General features: G+C 44.3%; 15 protein-coding genes. 10 read left to right on the top strand and 5 right to left on the bottom strand.

What is annotated here, in order from left to right; genetic code table 11:
- Positions 1–57: 57 nt before the first annotated feature.
- Complete coding sequence (locus F894_RS06620) at positions 58–987, top strand: LysR family transcriptional regulator (protein WP_005246797.1); 930 nt, start codon at positions 58–60, stop codon at positions 985–987.
- Positions 988–1,046: 59 nt separating this feature from the next.
- Here F894_RS06620 and F894_RS06615 read toward each other — a convergent pair whose 3' ends face one another.
- Positions 1,047–2,258 carry an aspartate aminotransferase family protein gene (locus F894_RS06615; RefSeq protein ID WP_004279737.1) on the bottom strand — a complete coding sequence of 404 codons (1,212 nt, stop codon included), beginning with the start codon at positions 2,256–2,258 and terminating at the stop codon, positions 1,047–1,049.
- A 160-nt stretch (positions 2,259–2,418) separates the two neighbouring features.
- Between F894_RS06615 and grxD the strand changes: the two genes are divergently transcribed.
- Positions 2,419–2,760 carry a Grx4 family monothiol glutaredoxin gene (gene grxD / locus F894_RS06610; RefSeq protein WP_005104579.1) on the top strand — a complete coding sequence of 114 codons (342 nt, stop codon included), beginning with the start codon at positions 2,419–2,421 and terminating at the stop codon, positions 2,758–2,760.
- Between the two features lie 89 nt (positions 2,761–2,849).
- Here grxD and F894_RS06605 read toward each other — a convergent pair whose 3' ends face one another.
- Positions 2,850–5,477, bottom strand: coding sequence for a Lon protease family protein (locus F894_RS06605; protein WP_005246795.1), 2,628 nt, complete (start codon positions 5,475–5,477; stop codon positions 2,850–2,852).
- 198 nt (positions 5,478–5,675) lie between these two features.
- On the opposite strand from F894_RS06605, the gene F894_RS06600 reads away from it, so the two are divergent.
- The 4 genes from F894_RS06600 (at position 5,676) to rpmE (ending at position 9,792) form a co-directional block, all read left to right on the top strand.
- Positions 5,676–7,844 (top strand): AmpG family muropeptide MFS transporter, encoded by a 2,169-nt coding sequence (locus F894_RS06600; protein WP_005246794.1) that lies wholly within the window; start codon positions 5,676–5,678, stop codon positions 7,842–7,844.
- 1 nt (position 7,845) lies between these two features.
- Positions 7,846–8,247 (top strand): lactoylglutathione lyase, encoded by a 402-nt coding sequence (gene gloA, locus F894_RS06595; RefSeq protein WP_004279741.1) that lies wholly within the window; start codon positions 7,846–7,848, stop codon positions 8,245–8,247.
- Positions 8,248–8,391: 144 nt separating this feature from the next.
- Complete coding sequence (locus F894_RS06590; RefSeq protein ID WP_005107352.1) at positions 8,392–9,372, top strand: bile acid:sodium symporter family protein; 981 nt, start codon at positions 8,392–8,394, stop codon at positions 9,370–9,372.
- A gap of 195 nt (positions 9,373–9,567) precedes the next feature.
- Positions 9,568–9,792, top strand: coding sequence for a 50S ribosomal protein L31 (gene rpmE / locus F894_RS14895; RefSeq protein ID WP_004279743.1), 225 nt, complete (start codon positions 9,568–9,570; stop codon positions 9,790–9,792).
- A gap of 99 nt (positions 9,793–9,891) precedes the next feature.
- On the opposite strand, the gene F894_RS06585 is transcribed toward rpmE, so the two are convergent.
- The 3 genes from F894_RS06585 to epmB are packed head-to-tail and all read right to left on the bottom strand — an operon-like array spanning position 9,892 to position 14,816.
- A complete protein-coding gene (locus F894_RS06585) occupies positions 9,892–12,057 on the bottom strand; it encodes an EAL domain-containing protein (protein ID WP_005246793.1) in 2,166 nt (721 codons plus the stop codon).
- Positions 12,039–13,784: a hypothetical protein gene (locus tag F894_RS06580; RefSeq protein WP_005246792.1), complete on the bottom strand. Its 1,746-nt coding sequence runs from the start codon at positions 13,782–13,784 to the stop codon at positions 12,039–12,041. The genes F894_RS06585 and F894_RS06580 overlap by 19 nt, the downstream gene beginning before the upstream one ends.
- 9 nt (positions 13,785–13,793) lie before the next feature.
- Positions 13,794–14,816 carry an EF-P beta-lysylation protein EpmB gene (gene epmB, locus F894_RS06575; protein WP_005246791.1) on the bottom strand — a complete coding sequence of 341 codons (1,023 nt, stop codon included), beginning with the start codon at positions 14,814–14,816 and terminating at the stop codon, positions 13,794–13,796.
- Positions 14,817–15,198: 382 nt separating this feature from the next.
- Here epmB and efp point away from each other — a divergent pair, with 382 nt between their 5' ends.
- The 4 genes from efp (at position 15,199) to F894_RS06555 (ending at position 19,746) form a co-directional block, all read left to right on the top strand.
- Complete coding sequence (gene efp / locus F894_RS06570) at positions 15,199–15,768, top strand: elongation factor P (RefSeq protein ID WP_005246790.1); 570 nt, start codon at positions 15,199–15,201, stop codon at positions 15,766–15,768.
- A 171-nt stretch (positions 15,769–15,939) separates the two neighbouring features.
- Positions 15,940–18,039: a carbon starvation CstA family protein gene (locus tag F894_RS06565; RefSeq protein ID WP_005246788.1), complete on the top strand. Its 2,100-nt coding sequence runs from the start codon at positions 15,940–15,942 to the stop codon at positions 18,037–18,039.
- Between the two features lie 7 nt (positions 18,040–18,046).
- The gene (locus F894_RS06560; RefSeq protein ID WP_171054308.1) at positions 18,047–18,352 is read left to right on the top strand and encodes a YbdD/YjiX family protein; all 306 of its coding nucleotides are present in this window, start codon (positions 18,047–18,049) and stop codon (positions 18,350–18,352) included.
- Between the two features lie 431 nt (positions 18,353–18,783).
- Positions 18,784–19,746, top strand: coding sequence for an AAA family ATPase (locus F894_RS06555; protein WP_005246787.1), 963 nt, complete (start codon positions 18,784–18,786; stop codon positions 19,744–19,746).
- Positions 19,747–19,751: the final 5 nt, after the last annotated feature.

Below are 19,751 nucleotides of genomic sequence, written 5' to 3'. Positions count from 1 at the left end.
TACAATAAGTTGCTTTTATCAAATGATGAAGCACCTCATAAGTTTAGAGGGAAATTTATGTTAGATCAACTTCGAGCAATGGGTGTCTTTGCTTGCGTTGTGGAGAAAAACTCGTTTAGCGGTGCTGCCCGTGAATTAGGGATTACGACCAGCGCCGTCAGTCAACAAATTCGCTCGTTAGAACACGATATGGAAGTCGTACTTCTAAATCGTTCGACGAGAAAATTAAGTCTGACCGAAGCGGGACAAGCTTTTTTCCATAGCTGTCAAGAAATGTTATCTGCTGCTGAACGCGGTAAAGTCCGGATCAATGAGTTACGTGATGATCTCGTGGGCGAGCTGCGTATCGTTTCTTTGCCAGAATTATGCGCGAATCATGTGATTCCTGCACTTTCTCATTGGATGGCTGCACATCGTGGCTTGGCAGTACATTTAGAAACAAACAATCATGAGGTTGATTTGTTGGATGGGCGGGTTGATATCGCCCTAAGATTTGAACAGAAAAATGATGAGCATAATCTTCAGGTTGTGCCATTGATACAGATTGAGCAAATTCTGGTGGCGACACCGAGTTATATTAATCAAAGCACTATTATTTCGAGACCTGATGACCTTAAAAATCATGAGGTCTTACCTTTGACACAGCTTAAAAACCATCAGTATTACCATTTTCAACATGTAAATACTGCAGAAAAAGCCGAATTTGAACTGAAATCCCGTTTCAGTACCAATAACGGTTTGGTTGCGAAATCGATGTGCTTGCAGGGCAATGGGATTGCCAAGGTTTTATATCTTGATGCTAAAAAGGATTTGCTTAACGGTACTTTAGTTGAAGTTCTGCCTGAATGGAGACTGCCACCGATTACACTGTATGCGGTTATTCCGAAACGTGAACAACAACCTACAAAAATTCTTCGTTGTCTTGATACCTTGAAACAATATTTTAGCCAGATCTCTGGCGGACGTATGTTACAAAACGCATCATAGAATGCAGAATAATAAAAAAGCCGCTTTAGAGCGGCTTTTTTAATTTTTAGGCTAGGGCTTTATGCCAAATAAGCTTTGATCATTTTTACCAGACGTTCGATCAACTGGTCTGCCTGCTCCTGGGTAATATTCAGGGTAGGCAACAGACGAACGACATTGCCTGCAGTGACATTGATAATCATCTTGTATTCATTGCGTGCAATCGCAACCAGATCACCACATTCTTTTGGTAATTCAATCCCGATCATCAGACCGAAACCACGTACGATGACATTTTGATCTGCCAGTTTGTTGCGTAGCTGGTCAACGATATAAGCACCTTTTTCAGCCGCATTCGCGACGATATTTTCTTTTCGCATAATATCGAGAATGGTATAGACCACACGCGAACCCAGTGCTGTACCGCTATAGGTAGAACCGTGATTTCCAGCAGTTAATACACCGACGCCACGACCTTGGGTCATGACTGCACCAATCGGGAAGCCATTTCCTAAGCCTTTGGCTGTGGTCAGTACATCCGGAATAATATTGGTGTGCTGATAAGCAAAGTATTTACCGGTACGGCCATTACCAGTTTGCACTTCGTCCAGCATCATCAGCCAGTTATGCTGGTTGCAGATTTGGCGAATTTCTTCTAAATAGCTGAAACCTTGAGGTGCGGTATTGACACCGCCTTCACCCTGAATAGGCTCAACCAAAATCGCTACGATATCCGGATGATTGATTGCAGCTTCTTCAATTGCTTCGATATCACCAAAAGGTACACGAATAAAACCTTCAACCAGCGGGCCAAAACCTTCTTGCACTTTTTTATTGCCTGTAGCAGACAGGGTGGCCATGGTACGACCATGGAAAGACTGGTCAGCAACAATAATTTTTGGTGAAGCAATGCCTTGCATATGACCGAATTTACGTGCAATTTTGATTGCACCTTCATTGGATTCTGCACCACTGTTTGAGAAGAATACTTCTTCCATGCCTGCAACTTCAGCCAGTTTCTGTGCGGCAGCGGTTTGCCAAGGCACTTCAAACAGGTTGCTGGTATGAATCAGGGTCGCTGCCTGTTCAGCAATCGCTTCGGCAATAACTGGATGCGCGTGTCCCAAACCACATACGGCAATGCCGGTTAATGCATCTAAATACTCTGTACCATCTTCGGTATAAAGATATGCACCTCGTCCTCGGACAAAGCTGATCGGTTGACGGCCAAAAACAGGCATCAAATGAGACGGTTGATCAGTTTGTACCGGTGCGAGGGTAATATTATTCATGACTAACTCTTAACTGTTAGGTGGAAAGAAAAACTTATATAAGCAAAAACCCGCTCAGATTTAAAGGGTAATTGTAAATAAAATTGGAATTATTGCTTTAGACATACTGTTTTGCCTGGATTTGGGTATAATGCGAGACAGATGAGTTGAGGATTTATCAATGACTGAACAAGCACGCGATACCGAAGCGTTAATTCGTGACCAAATTGCAAAACACGCAGTACTTCTTTACATGAAAGGCACACCGCAATTTCCACAATGTGGTTTTTCTGCACGTGCAGTAGAAGCACTCAGTCAAATTGGTCGTCCGTTTGCTTATGTAAACATTCTGGAAAACCAGGACATTCGCGCGATGTTACCACAAATCGCCAACTGGCCGACATTTCCACAGCTTTGGATCAATGGTGAGTTGATCGGCGGTAGTGATATCATGCTCGACATGTTCCAAAAAGGTGAATTAAAGCCTTTAGTTGAACAGTACAGCCCGGCAGTTGATGCTTAATTTTGTATTAAATTAAGTTCAGAGCTAAAAAAGCGCTTCATTGAGAAGCGCTTTTTTTTGTCTCTATTTTGCCTGGGGCAAGGTCAGAGTTAATCCTCTGTCGCTGCATCCGGCTTTTCAACTGTCGAAGCATTAGATTCAACTTCAGTTTGTGGCTCGACGATTTGCTTCTTGTCTTTTTTCTTCTTCTTTTTTTTCTTTTTCTTCGGCACTTCGACCAGTTCGGCACCATCTTCAATCGCTTGCCAATAATCCAGCTGTGCCATCACTGCGGCATAGATTGAATTTTTGCTATAGCGACCTTTTTTATCCAAGGTACCGACAGGACGCGCCATCAGGATTTCCAGCGCCTGATCAATGGTATCAATCGCGTGAATATGGAACTGACCTTCTTCCACAGCAATGGTGACATCTTTACGCAGCATCAGATGCTGCATATTTTGACGCGGGATAATCACACCTTGTTTTCCGGTCAGACCTTGTAACTTGCAAGCATCAAAGAAACCTTCAATTTTGGCATTCACACCACCTACCGGCTGTACTTGTCCCAGCTGGTTCATGGAACCGGTAATGGCCCATGACTGATCAATCGGTAACTGGCTGATGGCCGACAGTAAGGCAGAAAGTTCCGCAACAGTGGCACTGTCACCATCGACCTGACCATAACTTTGTTCAAAGGCCAGTGCAGCAGAGAAGTGTAAGGTCTGTTCACGACCAAAATGCGCTTTCAGGAAGGATGACATCAGTAACACGCCTTTGGCATGCAAAGAGCCACCAAGTTCCACACTGCGTTCGATATCCAGAATATCACCGCCACCTTGGTAAACCGAAGCAGTCAGACGTGAAGGCAGACCAAACTCAACATCAGCATAATGAATGACGGACAGGGCATTGATTTGGCCCAGACGATGACCACGGGTTTCGATCAGTTGGGTACCACGGGTCAGATCCTGCCAGTACAGTTCACGTAAATAGCCAAGACGATATTTACGGTGATCCAGTGCGGTATTGATATGTTTTTCTGAAACCATCTTGTCACCGGCCTGGAAGGCATGATGATGTGCTTCACGGATCAGATCGCCCAGCGTCAGGGCATGTAATGACAATGAACTTTGATCTTCGGCTTGACGGCTGGAATCTGTGAGCAATGCCGCCAAAGCGGAACGGTCAAAAGGCAGTAATTTATCCGATTGCACATAGTCGGCAATCAGCTGCATATAGGCCTGCTCGTTGTCGTCATTACGTTGTAATGTATCGGTAAAATCAGCACGGATTTTAAAGATGCTGCCCAGCTCTGGTTCAAGCTCTAAAATTTCATAATAAATTTCAGGCTCAGCCAGCAAGATGACCTTGATATTCAATGGAATCGAAGCAGGTTCAATCGAAATGCTGCCGGTTAACGTGATCATATGCTCAAGCGAGGACAGTTTTAAATGCCCCGATTTAAGCGCGCGCTTCAAGCCTTGCCATGCATAGGGCTGTTCCAGCAATTGTTCCGCTTCCAGCATCAGGAAACCGCCATTGGCCTTATGCAATGTACCTGGACGAATCAAAGTAAAGTCCGTGGTAATCGTACCATTTTGGGTCAGTTGTTCCACATGCCCCAATAAATTGTAATGCGTTGGAAAATCTTCAAAGATTACCGGTGCGCCACTGTTCGGCTTATGGGTAATAATCACATTGGCCTGATAACGTGCTGGAACGCGACTGAACAGTGCCGGAGTGAAATCGTCTTCTTCCTGTTCCAGCACAATTTCGACATTGTTGATAATGTCTTCGGCATAATATTTCAGGTAATGTTCCAGACCTTCCACATGTTTGAATTTTGCCAGAATCTGTTCGACTCGCGGTAAGACCACCTGCTTGGCGATATCGCGGTTCAGGATCTGTACGCGATCGCGTGCATCATCTTCCAGATCACCCAGATGCAAACCCAGACGTTCCAGTTTCTTGTCCATATAGCGCATGTTGGACGCCAGTTCGGCACGATCTTTGTTGCTTAAGGCATTCAGATCTTCCTGAGACATTTCCTGCAATTTGTCATCAATCAGATGCACAGGGACAAAACAGTGCTCATCATGTCGCGAGATCAGCTTCAGATCCAGTTCTGCGCCTTCTTTGGTCAGTTCGATCAGTGCCTGCTGCTGCTCATCCCCGGTTTCCTGACGAATCATTTCAATGCGGTTGTGATAGGTTTCTGCAGTAAAACGGCGCTCAAGCTGCTTGAGGATCGTTTGCCAGCTTTGATTTAACATTGCCTGAAATTTCGGCCCTTGACCTGAGGGCAGTTCTAGCGCAATCGGCTGACGCTGGTTCTGAAAGTTATTGACGTACACCCAGTCATTCGGGGTTTCCATAGTTTTGGCGTGCTGTTGCAGCAAACGCTTCACCATGGTGCGTTTACCGAGACCTGCGGTACCGACAGCAAAAATGTTATAGCCGGAATAAGGCAGGGCAATCCCGGCCTCAACTGAGGCGCGTGCGCGATCTTGGCCCAAAAAGTTATTCAGGGGCTTGATCCGTTTGGTTGACGCAGGAATTTTTTCTAAGTTTGGAATGTGCGTCAGCTGGGTGGATGTTAACCGGGTATGGTCCAGAGTATTTTTAATTTCGCTTTGTTCAAATGCAGAGATAAGTAAATCTGAGCGGATTTTTTGTGGAGTTGTGCTGGTGTTGCTGGCAATAGAAGAATTAATTTGATCGAGTCTCTGGGTCACTGTTGAAAATCCAAAACGAAATATTACGTTGATGAGAGTTAAGGTATACAGATTTACTTGAAAAATTCAAGCCAACATGTCGCTTTTGCCAGAAAATAAAAAACCGGAAATGTGATAAATATATAAATCTTGTTGAAAGATACGCTATTACAGGATTGAATAGCAGCAATTGGTTTTTCTGCGGAAAATAATAAAGCAATGACAACACAAACGACGGGTTGGAAATCCGCATTTACAGCATTTTTAGATCGACGTGCATTGATCATGCTGTTCTTGGGATTTTCGGCTGGTGTGCCGATTCTTCTGATTTTTTCCAGTCTGTCTTTATGGTTAGGTGAGGCCGGAATCAGCAAAAGTGCAGTAACTTTCTTTAGCTGGGCCGCATTGGGCTATTCGTTTAAATTCGTCTGGGCACCGCTCATTGATGAACTTCCTGTCCCTTTTCTGACCAAGGCTCTGGGACGTCGTCGTGCATGGTTGCTGATTGCGCAGATTCTGATTGTCTGTGCCATTTCCATTATGGCCTTTTCTGATCCGGCTTTGGGTGCCACACATTTACAGCAAATGGCGCTCGGTGCTGTCCTGCTTGGTTTCTCCGCAGCAACGCAGGATATTGTGATTGATGCCTACCGGATTGAGCTGGCGGAAACCCAGATGCAGACCGTATTGGCTTCCACCTATAATGCAGGTTACCGGATCGGGATGATTGTGGCCGGTGCTGGTGCCTTGTTTCTGGCGGCCTATTTGGGAACTGCGAAAGGCAACTATATCTATGATGCCTGGAAATGGACCTATCTGGCGATGGCTGCTGTCATGCTGGTCGGTATTATCACCACACTGTCCATTCGGGAGCCGCAGGTTGACCGTGTGCGAAAACACTATGTGCGCAGTGATTATTTCCGTTTAGTCGCCGTATTTTTTGTGGCGGTGATCAGTTTTGTCTTGAGCTATATCTATTCGGGCAATCTGGTGGCCAGCATCACCGAACAATTCGCCATTCAAGATACCTTTGCCTTGTTCTGTTTTGAAGCTTTGCGCTTTGTTGGCTCGGGTGCAGTGGCCTTTGCGATTGGTGCAAGCTTGGTAAAAATGGGTGCGGTTAACAAGCAAATGGCCTATGAAACCTGGGTCAATCCGGTTGCAGATTTCTTTAAACGTTATGGCTTGAAACTGGCATTGGTGTTGTTATTGCTGATCGGTTTTTATCGGGTTTCCGATATTATTGCCGGCGTCATTTCCAATGTGTTCTATCAGGACCTGAATTTCAGTAAAGAACAGATTGCCGAGGCCGTTAAAGTCTATGGGGTGATTTTCTCTTTAGTCGGTGGTTTCCTTGGCGGGCTCTTGGCCCAGAAGATGAACATCATGAAACTGATGTTTGTCGGTGCCGTACTGGCCTGTTCTACCAACCTGATTTTTATCGGACTGGTCAAGTCTGGTGAAAAACTGGCAGCTGTCGAAGTTAAAGCCGGTAATCAGGTTTATCAGGCAGAGACCGATGAAGTTGGTTACTGGAAGCTGGATATATCGAGTGCTGTGCTGGCGCAGAGTAAACAGCTGCAAGTGTCAGCCGCTTATCTTAATACAGATAATACCAATCAAGCGCCTGTGCAGGTCAGTATGCCGTATTTGACTGCAGAACAGGGCAGCACCCAGTTACAGATCCTGCCGATTACCAGTGACAATACCCTCACTGTAGCTGAACAGGACAAGACCATTGTGGTGCGTGGCCAGTATGTCGGTGAAGCACTGCAAGAGAATCAAAAGATTGTTTTGCAAATCAATGATCAGAATATTGAGGCAAAACTGGAAAGTGAAGGCGTATTTACTGCCGCGATTCCTGCACAGCAACTGATTCAGTCACCTGCACATATTATCAGTGCAGTCTTGATGCAAGATGATCAGGCACTTCAGCAAACCACGCATGTTTATCAGGTCAATGATCAGTTGGCTAGTACCCAGAATCTGGATGTCGATATTCAGCCCTTGGCAGTGGTGGATGGCAACAGTTCAGATACAGTCGAAGTCAGTGGTAAGGTAATTAAACCTTATAGCGACAAGTGGCTTTATTTTGCTATTATTGTCGACAATCTGGCTGCTGGGCTGGCTGGTGCTGCGTTTATTGCATTCTTGTCGAGCTTGACCAGTGTGTCTTTTACCGCTGTTCAATATGCGATTTTTAGCTCACTCATGACTTTGACCCCTAAGATTTTAGGCGGATATTCGGGTACTATAGTCACCAATATCGGTTATCCGAATTTCTTCCTGCTGACTACTCTAATCGGGATTCCGATCCTGATTCTGGTGGTTTGGGTCGCAAAACTGCTCGGTGAACACCAACAACAATCTGTACAGAAGGATGATTAATATGCGCATGCTGCATACCATGTTACGTGTAGGCAATTTAGAACAATCTCTCAAGTTCTATACTGAAGTACTTGGCATGACTTTGCTTCGTAAGCGTGATTACGAAGAGGGCCGTTTTACCTTGGCTTTTGTCGGTTATGGCGATGAAGAAAATCACACCGTACTGGAATTGACGCATAACTGGGATACAGACAGCTATGAACTGGGCAATGCTTATGGTCATATCGCGATTGCAGTTGATGATGCTTACAAGGCTTGCGAAGAGATTAAAGCGCGTGGCGGTAATGTGGTGCGTGAAGCTGGCCCAATGAAAGGTGGCGTGACTGTAATTGCATTTGTTGAAGATCCAGATGGCTACAAGATCGAGCTGATCCAGCAAGACAACAATGCACGTAATAACTAAGTGTGATGTAGCGAGATATATGAAATGCATTCATGTATAGATGAAAATATTACATCAATCTGAGTGCATAGCATGGGCCCGGCATCTGTTAAGATAGCCGGGCATTTTTATATCAAACAATAAAATCTGAGGGATTATAGGGATATGCTTAAGTTCTTGGCATTGGATCGGTTTACGATACTGTTGTTTGTGATGGTTTTGCTGGCCAGTGTGCTGCCAGTTTCGGGGAAGGCGGCTGAAGTCTTTGGCTGGGTGACGACAGGAGCGATCGCCATCCTGTTTTTCCTGCACGGCGCCAAACTGTCTCGTGAAGCTGTGCTGCAAGGCATTATGCACTGGAAATTGCATACTTTGGTTTTTGCGCTAACTTTTGCTTTGTTTCCAATTCTCGGACTTTTGGCCAAGCCGATTTTATTACCGATGCTCGGACAGGAACTATATTGGGGTTTCCTGTTTATGTGTTTCCTGCCATCCACTGTGCAGTCCTCGATCGCATTTACTTCGGTGGCTCATGGCAATGTCGCCGGGGCGGTATGTAGCGCCTCTTTTTCCAATTTGATCGGTATGTTTATTACCCCATTATTGGTGGCATTTTTTATTCTCGGTCAATCTGATCATGGTTTTGATCCGACTTCATCGATTATCCAGATTACACTGCTGCTCTTGGTGCCGTTTATTTTAGGACAGATTCTGCGTCCATGGATCTATCCGCAAATGATGAAAATGCCAAAAATCGTCAAGGTTTTCGATCAAGGTTCGATTTTACTGGTGGTGTATGGCGCTTTTAGTAGCGCCGTAGTGGCTGGTCTGTGGAATGAAGTGAGCCTGAGTACCTTGTTGCTGCTATTGCTGGCTTGCTCGGTGTTACTCACCATTGTGATGTTATTATCACTTTATATTCCACGCTGGCTGGGCTTCAGCCGCGCTGACCAGAAAACGGCATTCTTTTGTGGTTCTAAAAAAACCCTGGCCAGTGGAGTACCGATGGCGCAAATTTTATTTATTGGCCAGCCGCTGGGCATGATTGTCCTGCCGATCATGATTTTCCATCAGATTCAGTTGATGGTCTGCGGGATTATTGCCAATCTGTGGGCCAAAGAGGCTGGATCAGAAGCTGAAGAATAATTCGCATATTGAATTCGTTTCACGTATAATGACGCCCACTTGTTGTGCTTAGCTCTGACGGTATCCGTCTCGGTGGGCCAAAAGAATGGTCTGTTGTGGTGTTGATCTGCATGAACGATGTTCCTGCTTCCTCATTTGAGAGTGATCAATAGCGATGACAGCTAAACCTTCTTGAATCTAATGGAGTAATCGACGATGCGCGCCGATATTCACCCAAAATATGAAACTTTAGTTGCTACTTGTTCATGTGGTAACGTAATCGAAACTCGTTCAGCTCTTGGTAAAGAAACTCTTTATCTAGACGTATGTTCAGCTTGCCACCCATTCTACACTGGTAAGCAAAAGAACGTTGACACTGGCGGTCGTATCGACAAGTTCAAACAACGTTTTGCTGGTATGTCACGTTCTGTTAAACGTTAATACCCAAAATGAAAAAACGGGTTTTAAGCCCGTTTTTTTGTGCCTGCAATTTAGAGAATTATCATTCGATTTCCTAAATGCACAGGCTTGTACAAGATCTTAGTGATCTTGTACATCAATCAAATGATCAAGTTTTTTCTGGAAATAATTTCCCTGAATAAAGCGAGCATCCACGTTCCAGGCATTCGCGAACAGTGTCATATCATTTAATTCACGGATCAGGATATTGAGTGGCTTGATTTCATTATAGCTGGTGATTTTTTCCTGTAACTGCTCAATCTCGGTATCTTTATTGAGCATATTGGTTAAGCTCGAATGTAAGCTGACACCATCCAGTTCCAGTTCGCGCAGTAAATTTGGACTGTACATTGATTGACCAAAATCACGAAGTGCAATCAGCGCGCCATGTTCATGCAATACGCGTAGATATTTTTGTGCATCTTGCTGATTCAGTAAAATATCTTCTTCTGAAAATTGCAAGATTAGCGGATGTTTCACTTTGCTGCGAATAATCGTAATCAGCTTGGAAATAAATTCCGGGAAAGTGCGGTCTTTAAATAGCACGGCACGGTTCAAATTGACAATTAAGCTTGCATCAGGATACTGGGTAATAAAGTTGTGTAGCTGTTTACTGGCCTCAACCAGAATCCAGCGATCCAGTTTAATGGACAGTTCATCATCTTCATGAAGTTCTAAAAGGCTAGAAATATCCTGCCATTTATTCTCAAAAATAAAGCCACTGGTCACTTCATAGGTATATAAACGCGTATCTTCTTTATCATAGAGTTGCTGATACTTTAAATGGATCTCGCCACGTTCCAGACATTCACTTAAGGCTTTCAAAATAGAAGGTGTAGCGCTAGGAATCGACGTGACTGCTGGACTGACGGCTGCAACTGTTGAGCTGGCAACTGGTGTTTCAGCAACGCTGAAATCTATACTCTGCATTTCTACCGCGGCCGGACTGCTCAGTGACGCAGGAATATCGAGTTTAAATTCAGGTACAGCTTCTGCTTGAGGTAAAGATGTCGAGAATGCTTGTCCAATTAGCGTATTGCAGTGCATTTCATCCTGTAAACCCTGTTCAAGCATGACATAGCCTAAGCGCAAATTTAGAGGGAATGACTTTTGTCCAACTGTAAGGAGTTGCGGTTTGCTTAAGGCATTTAAACTGATTAGTTTAGATTCAAGAATTGCTTTAGAGTCTGCCTGAAACAGACCGACAACGACATCATATTCCAGTTTAAACAGGGGAATATGGGTCTGTTCCTTGAGGAATTCTTCGGCTGCTTTGAAGTAGCCACTAAAAGTTGCCCAGTCAGACTGCAGAAGCTCCGGATCATAAGCGCTAAAAGAGAAAGTGACTAAGGCATTCACCGGTGCAGATTGCTTACTGAGTTCACGTTTAAGTGACTGAAAAACGCTTGGTTTTCCAGGAGTCTTCTCAGAAGAAACCGTTTTAGATTGAGTATCAATGCTAATTTGTACCGCATCTTCTTCAGCCGTTGAAGGCAAGAATTCCAGTTTTAATGGATTAGATGCGGACACATGCGGATTCAGAGACTGGATCTCGACCCGACCTAAATCAAATTGACCCTGAGAAATCTTTTTGAAACGCGTTTTAAAATCATTCAAATCTGAAGGCTGGAGCAGATCCAGAAGCGGTAGGCCAATAATCTCATCTTCATTTTGCAAGCCAAACAGTTTCAGGTAGTCCGCATTGGCCTGAATATGAATCCCTTCCTGAATGGTGGCAACAGCACGGTTGCTGTCGTCTACTAAAGATTGTGCCTGAATTTGTGCTGTTTCCAGCTCAGTCATTAAATGTTGCTGAGACTGTGACAAACGGCTAAATGACAATGCTCGGACCAGTCCCACATAAAAGCGTTCCAGGTAGTCAAAATTGAGAATGTCATATACCCCTTTACGGATATATTGCGCATATTGTTCAGCCTGGTAATCATCCGGTTTAAGCAAAATCATCGGCAGATTAGGTTGCTGCGAAAGGCGCACCAAACTTAAGGCCTGTTCATATTTCAGGTCGTAGGCACGTCCAAAAATAATCAGATCCCAGTTGAAATTTAATTGTTTTTCAAAAGATTGCAGATCATCCAGCAGGACAGCATCCACCTGATAATCATTACTGGTCAGCAGATCACGGATTTGGTTATATCTAATTTGATTATCATCAATAATCAGTAAACGTGTTTCAGTACGTTTTAACTTTTTAGACAATAATGGATTTCTCACTTCAATGCTTCCCATAAATCATGATTTCTGCTTTCATTCATGTGCTGATCGATAAAGTTTTCGATCATCTCTTCTTCCTGATCATTCAATAATTCATAATCAAAACGGATGAAACTCTGCGTAATCAGTTGTGCTTTGGTCAGATAGATTTTGAGTTCTTCCTGACCGAGACGTAAATGAATCGTTTGTTTTTCCCTAAACATCTGGGAGCCAGACACGATGAGACTGGTTGAAACCTGATCCAGTTGCGTCATTTTCACCAGGAGTGCGGGTTGATAATTGACATGATGACGTTCAGTGCGGGCGTAGGCCGCACAAGGAAAGAGTTCTTGTGCCAGAATTTCCAGTCCGATTTCCAGGCTCTTGTCAGTGGACTGCTTGATCCAGCGAATCACACCGCCACGCCACTGGCTCTGGGTTTTTTCCTGAACCAGAATAAATTCACCAGTTTTTAAATTGGCAGGTGTAATACCAGTCCATTTAATCCGGTAACCATTGACACTAATATCCAGAACTTCAGCGCTATGAATCTGTTTCGTTTCGCGATCGAGCGCCTTGATACTGCTAAAGGCACTTGGAATCGTATTTTCCATCGAGCTGACAAAACTGCTTTCGCTCTGGAAATTATAATTGGCATCGAGTTCCAGTGTTTCATTGAAGTTTTTACCTTTAGACAGGTAAAAATGCGCCACGCTCAAGCCAAAGCAGATATTGATCTGTGCTGAATATTCATAACGTTCATGACGACGCTCGACATTGTTCGAGAGCAGATTGTAGATATGAAAATGCAGTGCAGGGGTCAGGAACAGTTTTTCATTCCGCGACAGATACTGCGCATTTTTGCTTTGAGTACCCGTTAAATGATCCATCAGGTTCTGGGTGGAAATATAGAAGCTCGGCTGAAACTGTGGCTCTTGATGGGTATTAAAGATCGGTGGATGATCTTTGCTGGCATTGACCACATAACGGGACAGCGTGGTTTCCTTCGGCAAGATCTGCACCAGTTTGGCCCAGTCAAAACTGCATAGATACAGGCCCTGGATTTCTGCAGGCCGGATCTGATGAGTATTGAAGATATCCAGTAAAATCAGCTGTGCATAGGCATGTGCAATATTCTGGATTTCATGCTGGGTGCCTAATACCTGATTGATATTGCTTTGATAGAAATTATTGTCTATTGCACATTCAAGCAGTTGATGGGCAGCCAGCCATTGTCCCAGACCTGGCGTGCTATACAGCATATGCTGTTGATATAACAGAAGGGTGAGTTGTTGCAGGGCATAATAAATCGACACCATCCGGGCAGTTTGAATGCTCTTCTTTTTGCCTAGAGAAAATAGCGAAAACTTCTGATGGGTCAGCTGATGATTACAGCGTTTGACGATATCGATATAAATTTTGGCAAAATGACTGCGCAGCAGCATAGCCAGCTCAATAATCTGGTCATTCCGGTCGGAAGTGATCAGGCCCTGATTGACGAAATGCTTTTCCAGACTGGTCAGGACATTTTCAAGGGTGGGATGCAAGACCTGAATCAGGTCAAAGCGCAGGGTTTCTGTACATTTCAGCTCAGAAACTTCCAATAAGGCATTAAACAGGGATTTGGATGAATTCCCCAGCTGTAGAATCGAAATCCCCGCAACCCATTCCTGCAAAGCCTTGGCAGTGGTTGGACAAAAGCTCAACTGCTCTCGTTTAAGTTCCGTCGGTGTCTGAAAAATGTCTGAAGTATGCGTGCTCATCTTTATTATTTAACTCAAAAATGTTGAAACCCCAAAAAGCGGTGTCTTATTCTTCTCGCCCGCTATTTCTCGAACCAGTTTAGGAACCAAATACCCCGGCAGGTTCGCTAAAACTTCTGTATAAATCTCATTAATATGGTCAGGCGCTAAATCAAAATGATGCGCACCTTTTACTTTATCAAGTACATGTAAATAATAAGGCATGACCCCGGCATCAAACAAGCGATAGCTTAAATCTACTAAAACCTGAGCAGAATTATTCACCCCGTTTAATAAAACTGCCTGATTCAGAACGGTGATCTGCTGTTGAACCAGTTGGTTTAAACGCTTGCAAGTGAAGTCATCCAGCTCCGATGCATGGTTTGAGTGTACCACCAGAATAATACGTAGCCTACTGTTTTTTAACATGCTAAGTAGCTCTTCGTCGACTCGGTTGGGGATCACAATAGGAACTCGTGAATGTATTCTTAAGAATTTGAGATGTGGTACTGATTCTAGTCGTTCAATCCAGGTTTTTAATTTTCGGTTCGATAAGGTCAGTGGATCACCGCCGCTCAGAATTACTTCATTAATATCGGGCTGGCTTTCCAGATATTGCTTGATATTTATCCAGTCTTCGTTTTTAGGCAGATTTTCCTGATAGGGAAAATGTCGGCGGAAACAATAACGGCAATGCACGGCACAGGCACCAGTCAGGGTCAGTAAGAAACGGGATTTATATTTATGCAGTACGCCGGGTTGCTGATTGGCCTGTTCTTCGCCCAAGGGGTCGGTAACAAATCCTGGATGTTCTTCCAGTTCCAGATGATGGGGCAGCACTTGTAAAAGAAGCGGATCTAAAGGATTTCCGGCCTGCATTTTGCCGACAAAAGCACGCGGTACGCGTAATTTAAACTGCTTGGAAGCCAAGATGGCGCCTGAGAGAAGCTGTTCTGGTGCGAGTTGCAGCACTTCAAGCAGTTCACGTGGATCAGTGATCAGGTCGCTGAGTTGTGATTGCCAGTTTTGTTCTTGATATAGATAGTTCGTCATGCCGGAAGATTAACAATAATAAGTGAGAGGACAAAGCCTGATGGGCGCAGTTTAACAGTTTGTGCGCAAGCGCAATAATCCACTGCGCTATAAAATAAAGAGTGATTAAGCTATGCTGATCTTCGTGCTCGCCTGATGCTATTTTAACGTTGAGCAAGACATGAATAAACAAAGGATTTTCATGTCTGATTGTAACTTAAACAGCCTGAGCGGGTGAAAGCGGATTTTTTCATTGCGGCAAAGTGTATTGCTCATTTAGAATACGCAACATCAAATGAATGTGCATGTGGCAACTCAATGTTCGTGTCAGACTTGCTAAATGACATCGAAACAGCCCATAGCATCAATAGATTAAAGTTAGTAAGTTTGGAGTGCGCCAGTCATGGCCTATTATTCTACGAATGATTTCAAGTCAGGCCTTAAGGTTATGCTTGATGGCAACCCATGTTCAATCATGGAAAACGAATACGTAAAACCAGGTAAAGGCCAAGCTTTTAACCGCGTAAAATTACGTAACCTCAAATCAGGTAAAGTTCTGGAAAAAACTTTCAAATCAGGCGAGAACCTAGAAGCGGCTGATATCGTTGAAGTAGAAATGGAATACTTGTACAACGATGGCGAAATGTGGAACTTCATGGATCCTGTAACTTTTGAACAGATCGCAGCTGATAAAACAGCAATGAACGATGCTGCAAAATGGTTAAAAGACGATTCAAATGAAAAATGTACCATCATGTTGTTTAATGGCGTGCCTTTAAACGTGACTCCACCGAACTTCGTCGTACTTAAAATCGTTGAAACTGATCCAGGTGTTCGTGGTGATACTTCTGGCGGTGGCGGTAAGCCGGCGAAACTTGAAACAGGTGCTGTGGTACGTGTTCCATTATTCGTACAGCAAGAAGAAAGCGTTCGTGTAGATACCCGTACTGGTGACTATTTAGAACGTGCATAATGGTTTGAAAATAGACTATTATCGAGAGGGATGATTTAAATCATCCCTTTTTTTATGCCAAAGTCTTAGAGGAAAAGCAAAAGAACAGGCGTAAAGTCGCAAGGGAAAACAGCAGTACCTCGAACAACAACAATCACGCTGATTTGTATGCATCACAATATGAGGGATTGAATGGAAACTTTACAAAAGAAGTCGACGCTGACTTCGAAAATGATTTGGCTTCTGGTAGCCATTGTGGGTGCAGTCTCTTTTGGAGTTCTAGCACTGAGTCGGGGTGAGCATGTCAATGCAGTCTGGCTGGTACTTGCCGCCGCCTGTGTCTATAGCATTGCTTACCGTTTCTACAGTTTGTTTATCGCCACCAAAGTATTTGAGCTGAATGAACGCCGTTTAACGCCTGCGCATCGTCTGGCCGATGGTCTGGACTATGTGCCGACCAACAAAAGCGTTCTGTTTGGCCATCACTTTGCAGCGATTGCCGGTGCAGGTCCTTTAGTCGGTCCGATCTTGGCAGCACAAATGGGCTATTTACCCGGTACGATCTGGCTGTTAGTCGGTGTGGTGCTTGCCGGTGCAGTCCAGGATTTTCTGGTACTGTTTATTTCCACCCGTCGTGACGGTCGATCACTCGGTGAGATGGCCAAGCAGGAACTCGGAACCTTTGCCGGTATTATCGTGATGCTCGGTGCCTTGGGCGTGATGATCATCATTCTGGCAGTATTGGCGCTAGTCGTTGTTAAAGCACTGACTAACAGTCCATGGGGTGTATTCAGTATTGCAGCCACCATTCCGATTGCGATCTTTATGGGCATCTACATGCGTTTTATCCGCCCGGGTAAAATTGCTGAAGTCTCGATTATTGGTTTTGTCTTGATGATGCTGGGCATTATCTACGGTGAAAACATCGCACAACATCCATATTGGGGTCCGTTCTTTACGCTTTCTGGCACTGAACTCACTTGGGCACTGATCATTTATGGTTTCATTGCATCGGTACTGCCAGTCTGGCTATTGCTTGCTCCACGTGATTATCTGTCGACCTTCCTGAAAATTGGCGTGATTGCAGGTTTGGCCGTGGGTATCCTGTTTGCCATGCCTGAAATGAAACTGCCAGCGATTACCAAATTCATTGATGGGACTGGTCCTGTATTCGCAGGTTCTATGTTCCCATTCCTGTTCATTACTATTGCGTGTGGTGCGATTTCCGGTTTCCATGCCTTGGTTTCTTCAGGGACGACACCGAAACTGGTCAACAACGAACGCGATATCCGTATGATCGGTTATGGCGGTATGTTGATGGAATCTTTTGTAGCGATCATGGCTTTGATCTGTGCTGCAATTCTGGATCCAGGAATTTATTTTGCGATTAACTCACCAGCAGCCTTGCTCGGTACTACCGCAGAAAGCGCAGCAGAAGCAGTGCGAACCCTTGGTTTTGTGGTAACCCCTGAAGCCTTGACTTTGCTGGCACAGGAAGTCGGTGAAAACTCGATTCTGTCACGTACTGGTGGTGCGCCTACCTTTGCAATCGGTATGGCACATATCATCACGGAAATCTTTAATAGTCGTGAAATGATGGCGTTCTGGTATCACTTTGCGATTCTGTTTGAAGCATTATTCATCCTGACTGCTGTAGATGCGGGTACGCGTGCCTGTCGTTTCATGGTACAGGATACTGTCGGTATCGTAATTCCAGCGGTGAAACAGTCGCATAACTTCTTCGGAAACCTGTTGGGTACTGCGGTTGCAGTGGCAGGCTGGGGCTTCTTCGTCTATCAGGGCGTAGTCGATCCACTCGGCGGGATTAACAGTTTATGGCCGCTGTTTGGTATTGGTAACCAGATTCTGGCTGCAATGGCATTGATTCTTGGTACGGTTATTTTGTTCAAGATGAAGAAGCAGAAATATGTCTGGGTCACGATTATCCCGACAGTGTTCCTGTTCATTACTTCTATGACAGCAGGCTGGCAGAAGATTTTCCACGAAAATCCAAAGATTGGTTTCCTTGCGCAGGCTGATCGTTTCAACACGGCGATTGCCAATAATGAAATCCTGGCACCAGCGAAAACTGTGGCAGAAATGCAGACGGTAGCGATGTCGAACCAGATTAATGCTGCGCTCTGTGCTTTCTTTATGATTGTAGCCTTTGTCATGTTGTTTGCTGCAATTCGCGTGATTCGTCGTGCATTGGCAAATCCTGAGCCATCTGTACATGAAGCAGAAGCGATTTATCGCGATCCTGAAGAGATTCAGCCAGCGAAAGGTCATTAAGGGGAATATTATGAATCTGAAGTTTGCCAAAAGCGGGAAAACGATGATTTATAAAATCATCAAAATGACCGTAATGTCACAAAAGGATTTAATCCTGAATCCGAAAAACTGGTCGCGGATTGCGACCTTGTGGCAACGTTTGCAGCAAAGTTTTCGTTTGATGGTCGGTGTACCTGATTACCAGACCTATGTGGAGCATATGCGCAAGCATCATCCCGATCTGGAAGCCATGGACCCGAAAACATTTTATCGCCACTGTGTGGATTCCCGTTATCCATCCGCGGGCGGTGATATGAAGAAGTGTCCGTGTTAATCCTTAAGTCATAGCGCCTTTCGGGGCGCTTTTTTTATCGTTAAAAATTAATATGAGGAATAGACGATCGCGTTAAATCTGATGTCATTTATTGAGCTAGCTGAGAAAATTTTTATAAAAATCCAGGGAATCACTTAAGTCTCTATACCTTTTAAGTATGATTCTTTTCAAATAGATAAATAAGCGTATGTCGATATTTTGACATTGGAGCGAAAAGAAAAATGATCTCTATTTGTGCTGATCATTTTATTTGTTGTCTGCGCTTTTTAATTCTTTTCAACCTGATCATTTCTACTCTTCTAGTATTTAAATCCTCGTCACTTTCTAGCGAATATTTTTATCCAGTTACACAGACAGATGATTGATCTTTTGGGAAAATTTAAATTTCAGTGTATGTTAATCTTAGGCCATGTTTTATTAAGGAATTTATTGTGATCTGGGGCATAAAACAAAAGGAAAATAACGACATTGCACACATCGATACAGTGCTTGAACAAAAGATTGCAAGTTATGCACCCAAGATCCAGCGTTTTTTTGAAGAAGTTAATGCCATTGTGTTGGATAAGCAGGCCCAGACCACACTGGCACTCTGTTGTCTGATTGCAGGCGGACATGTCTTATTTGAAGATTTACCCGGGCTGGGTAAAACCACATTAGCCAGCAGTCTGGCACATCTGGCTGGGTTAAAGTTCCAGCGGATTCAATTTACCAATGACATGCTGGCCAGTGATGTCATCGGCATTAATATGTTTAACCAGAAAGAACATCAGTTCGAGTTTAAACAAGGCCCAATTTTTACCCAGATTTTACTGGCAGATGAAATTAACCGTTGTAGCCCCAAAACCCAGAGTGCCTTACTTGAAGCCATGGAAGAAGGCTATGCCACCATTGATGGCGTACGCTATGCCTTACCGAAACCTTTTTGGGTGATTGCGACACAAAACCCGCTGTTTCAAAGTGGTACTTACGCTTTGCCGGAATCCCAGCTAGATCGTTTCCTGATGCGTTTGTCTTTGGGTTATCCATCACGCCATGCAGAAAAACTTTTATTACAGCAGGAATCCCGTTTTGCCCTGATTGCGAGTCTGGCGCATATTTTTACTGAAGATGAAATTCTGGATCTGCAAAGTCTGGCGCATCAGATATTTATCAGTGAAGCCATTCAGGAATATTTGCTCGATCTGGCAGAAGAAACCCGTAAAAGCCGTCATGGACTTTCTACGCGTGGCCTTCTGGCCTTGAAGCGTGCAGCACAAGCGCATGCCCTGATTCAGCAACGCGCTTTTGTCACACCGGATGATGTACAAGCGGTATTTGTCGCGGTGACTTCGCATCGTCTGGGTTTGAGTGAAGCTGAAACGTTTAATGTGATGCAACAGGTTGCGGTCAGCTAAAGGAG

Source organism: Acinetobacter sp. CIP 51.11 (genome assembly GCF_000369665.1).
In the GTDB taxonomy this organism is placed as follows: domain Bacteria; phylum Pseudomonadota; class Gammaproteobacteria; order Pseudomonadales; family Moraxellaceae; genus Acinetobacter; species Acinetobacter lwoffii_S.
The sequence above is the reverse complement of the archived record's forward strand: the minus strand, read 5'-3'. Positions and strand labels throughout refer to the sequence as shown.

Excerpts from the sequence above, each read along its gene's own strand:
- F894_RS06590 (WP_005107352.1), top strand. The coding sequence starts at position 8,392 with ATGCTTAAGTTCTTGGCATTGGATCGGTTTACGATACTGTTGTTTGTG.
- F894_RS06600 (WP_005246794.1), top strand. The coding sequence starts at position 5,676 with ATGACAACACAAACGACGGGTTGGAAATCCGCATTTACAGCATTTTTA.
- rpmE (WP_004279743.1), top strand. The coding sequence starts at position 9,568 with ATGCGCGCCGATATTCACCCAAAATATGAAACTTTAGTTGCTACTTGT.
- F894_RS06620 (WP_005246797.1), top strand. The coding sequence starts at position 58 with ATGTTAGATCAACTTCGAGCAATGGGTGTCTTTGCTTGCGTTGTGGAG.
- efp (WP_005246790.1), top strand. The coding sequence starts at position 15,199 with ATGGCCTATTATTCTACGAATGATTTCAAGTCAGGCCTTAAGGTTATG.
- epmB (WP_005246791.1), bottom strand. The coding sequence starts at position 14,816 with ATGACGAACTATCTATATCAAGAACAAAACTGGCAATCACAACTCAGC.
- F894_RS06580 (WP_005246792.1), bottom strand. The coding sequence starts at position 13,784 with ATGAGCACGCATACTTCAGACATTTTTCAGACACCGACGGAACTTAAA.
- gloA (WP_004279741.1), top strand. The coding sequence starts at position 7,846 with ATGCGCATGCTGCATACCATGTTACGTGTAGGCAATTTAGAACAATCT.
- grxD (WP_005104579.1), top strand. The coding sequence starts at position 2,419 with ATGACTGAACAAGCACGCGATACCGAAGCGTTAATTCGTGACCAAATT.
- F894_RS06565 (WP_005246788.1), top strand. The coding sequence starts at position 15,940 with ATGGAAACTTTACAAAAGAAGTCGACGCTGACTTCGAAAATGATTTGG.
- F894_RS06585 (WP_005246793.1), bottom strand. The coding sequence starts at position 12,057 with ATGGGAAGCATTGAAGTGAGAAATCCATTATTGTCTAAAAAGTTAAAA.
- F894_RS06615 (WP_004279737.1), bottom strand. The coding sequence starts at position 2,258 with ATGAATAATATTACCCTCGCACCGGTACAAACTGATCAACCGTCTCAT.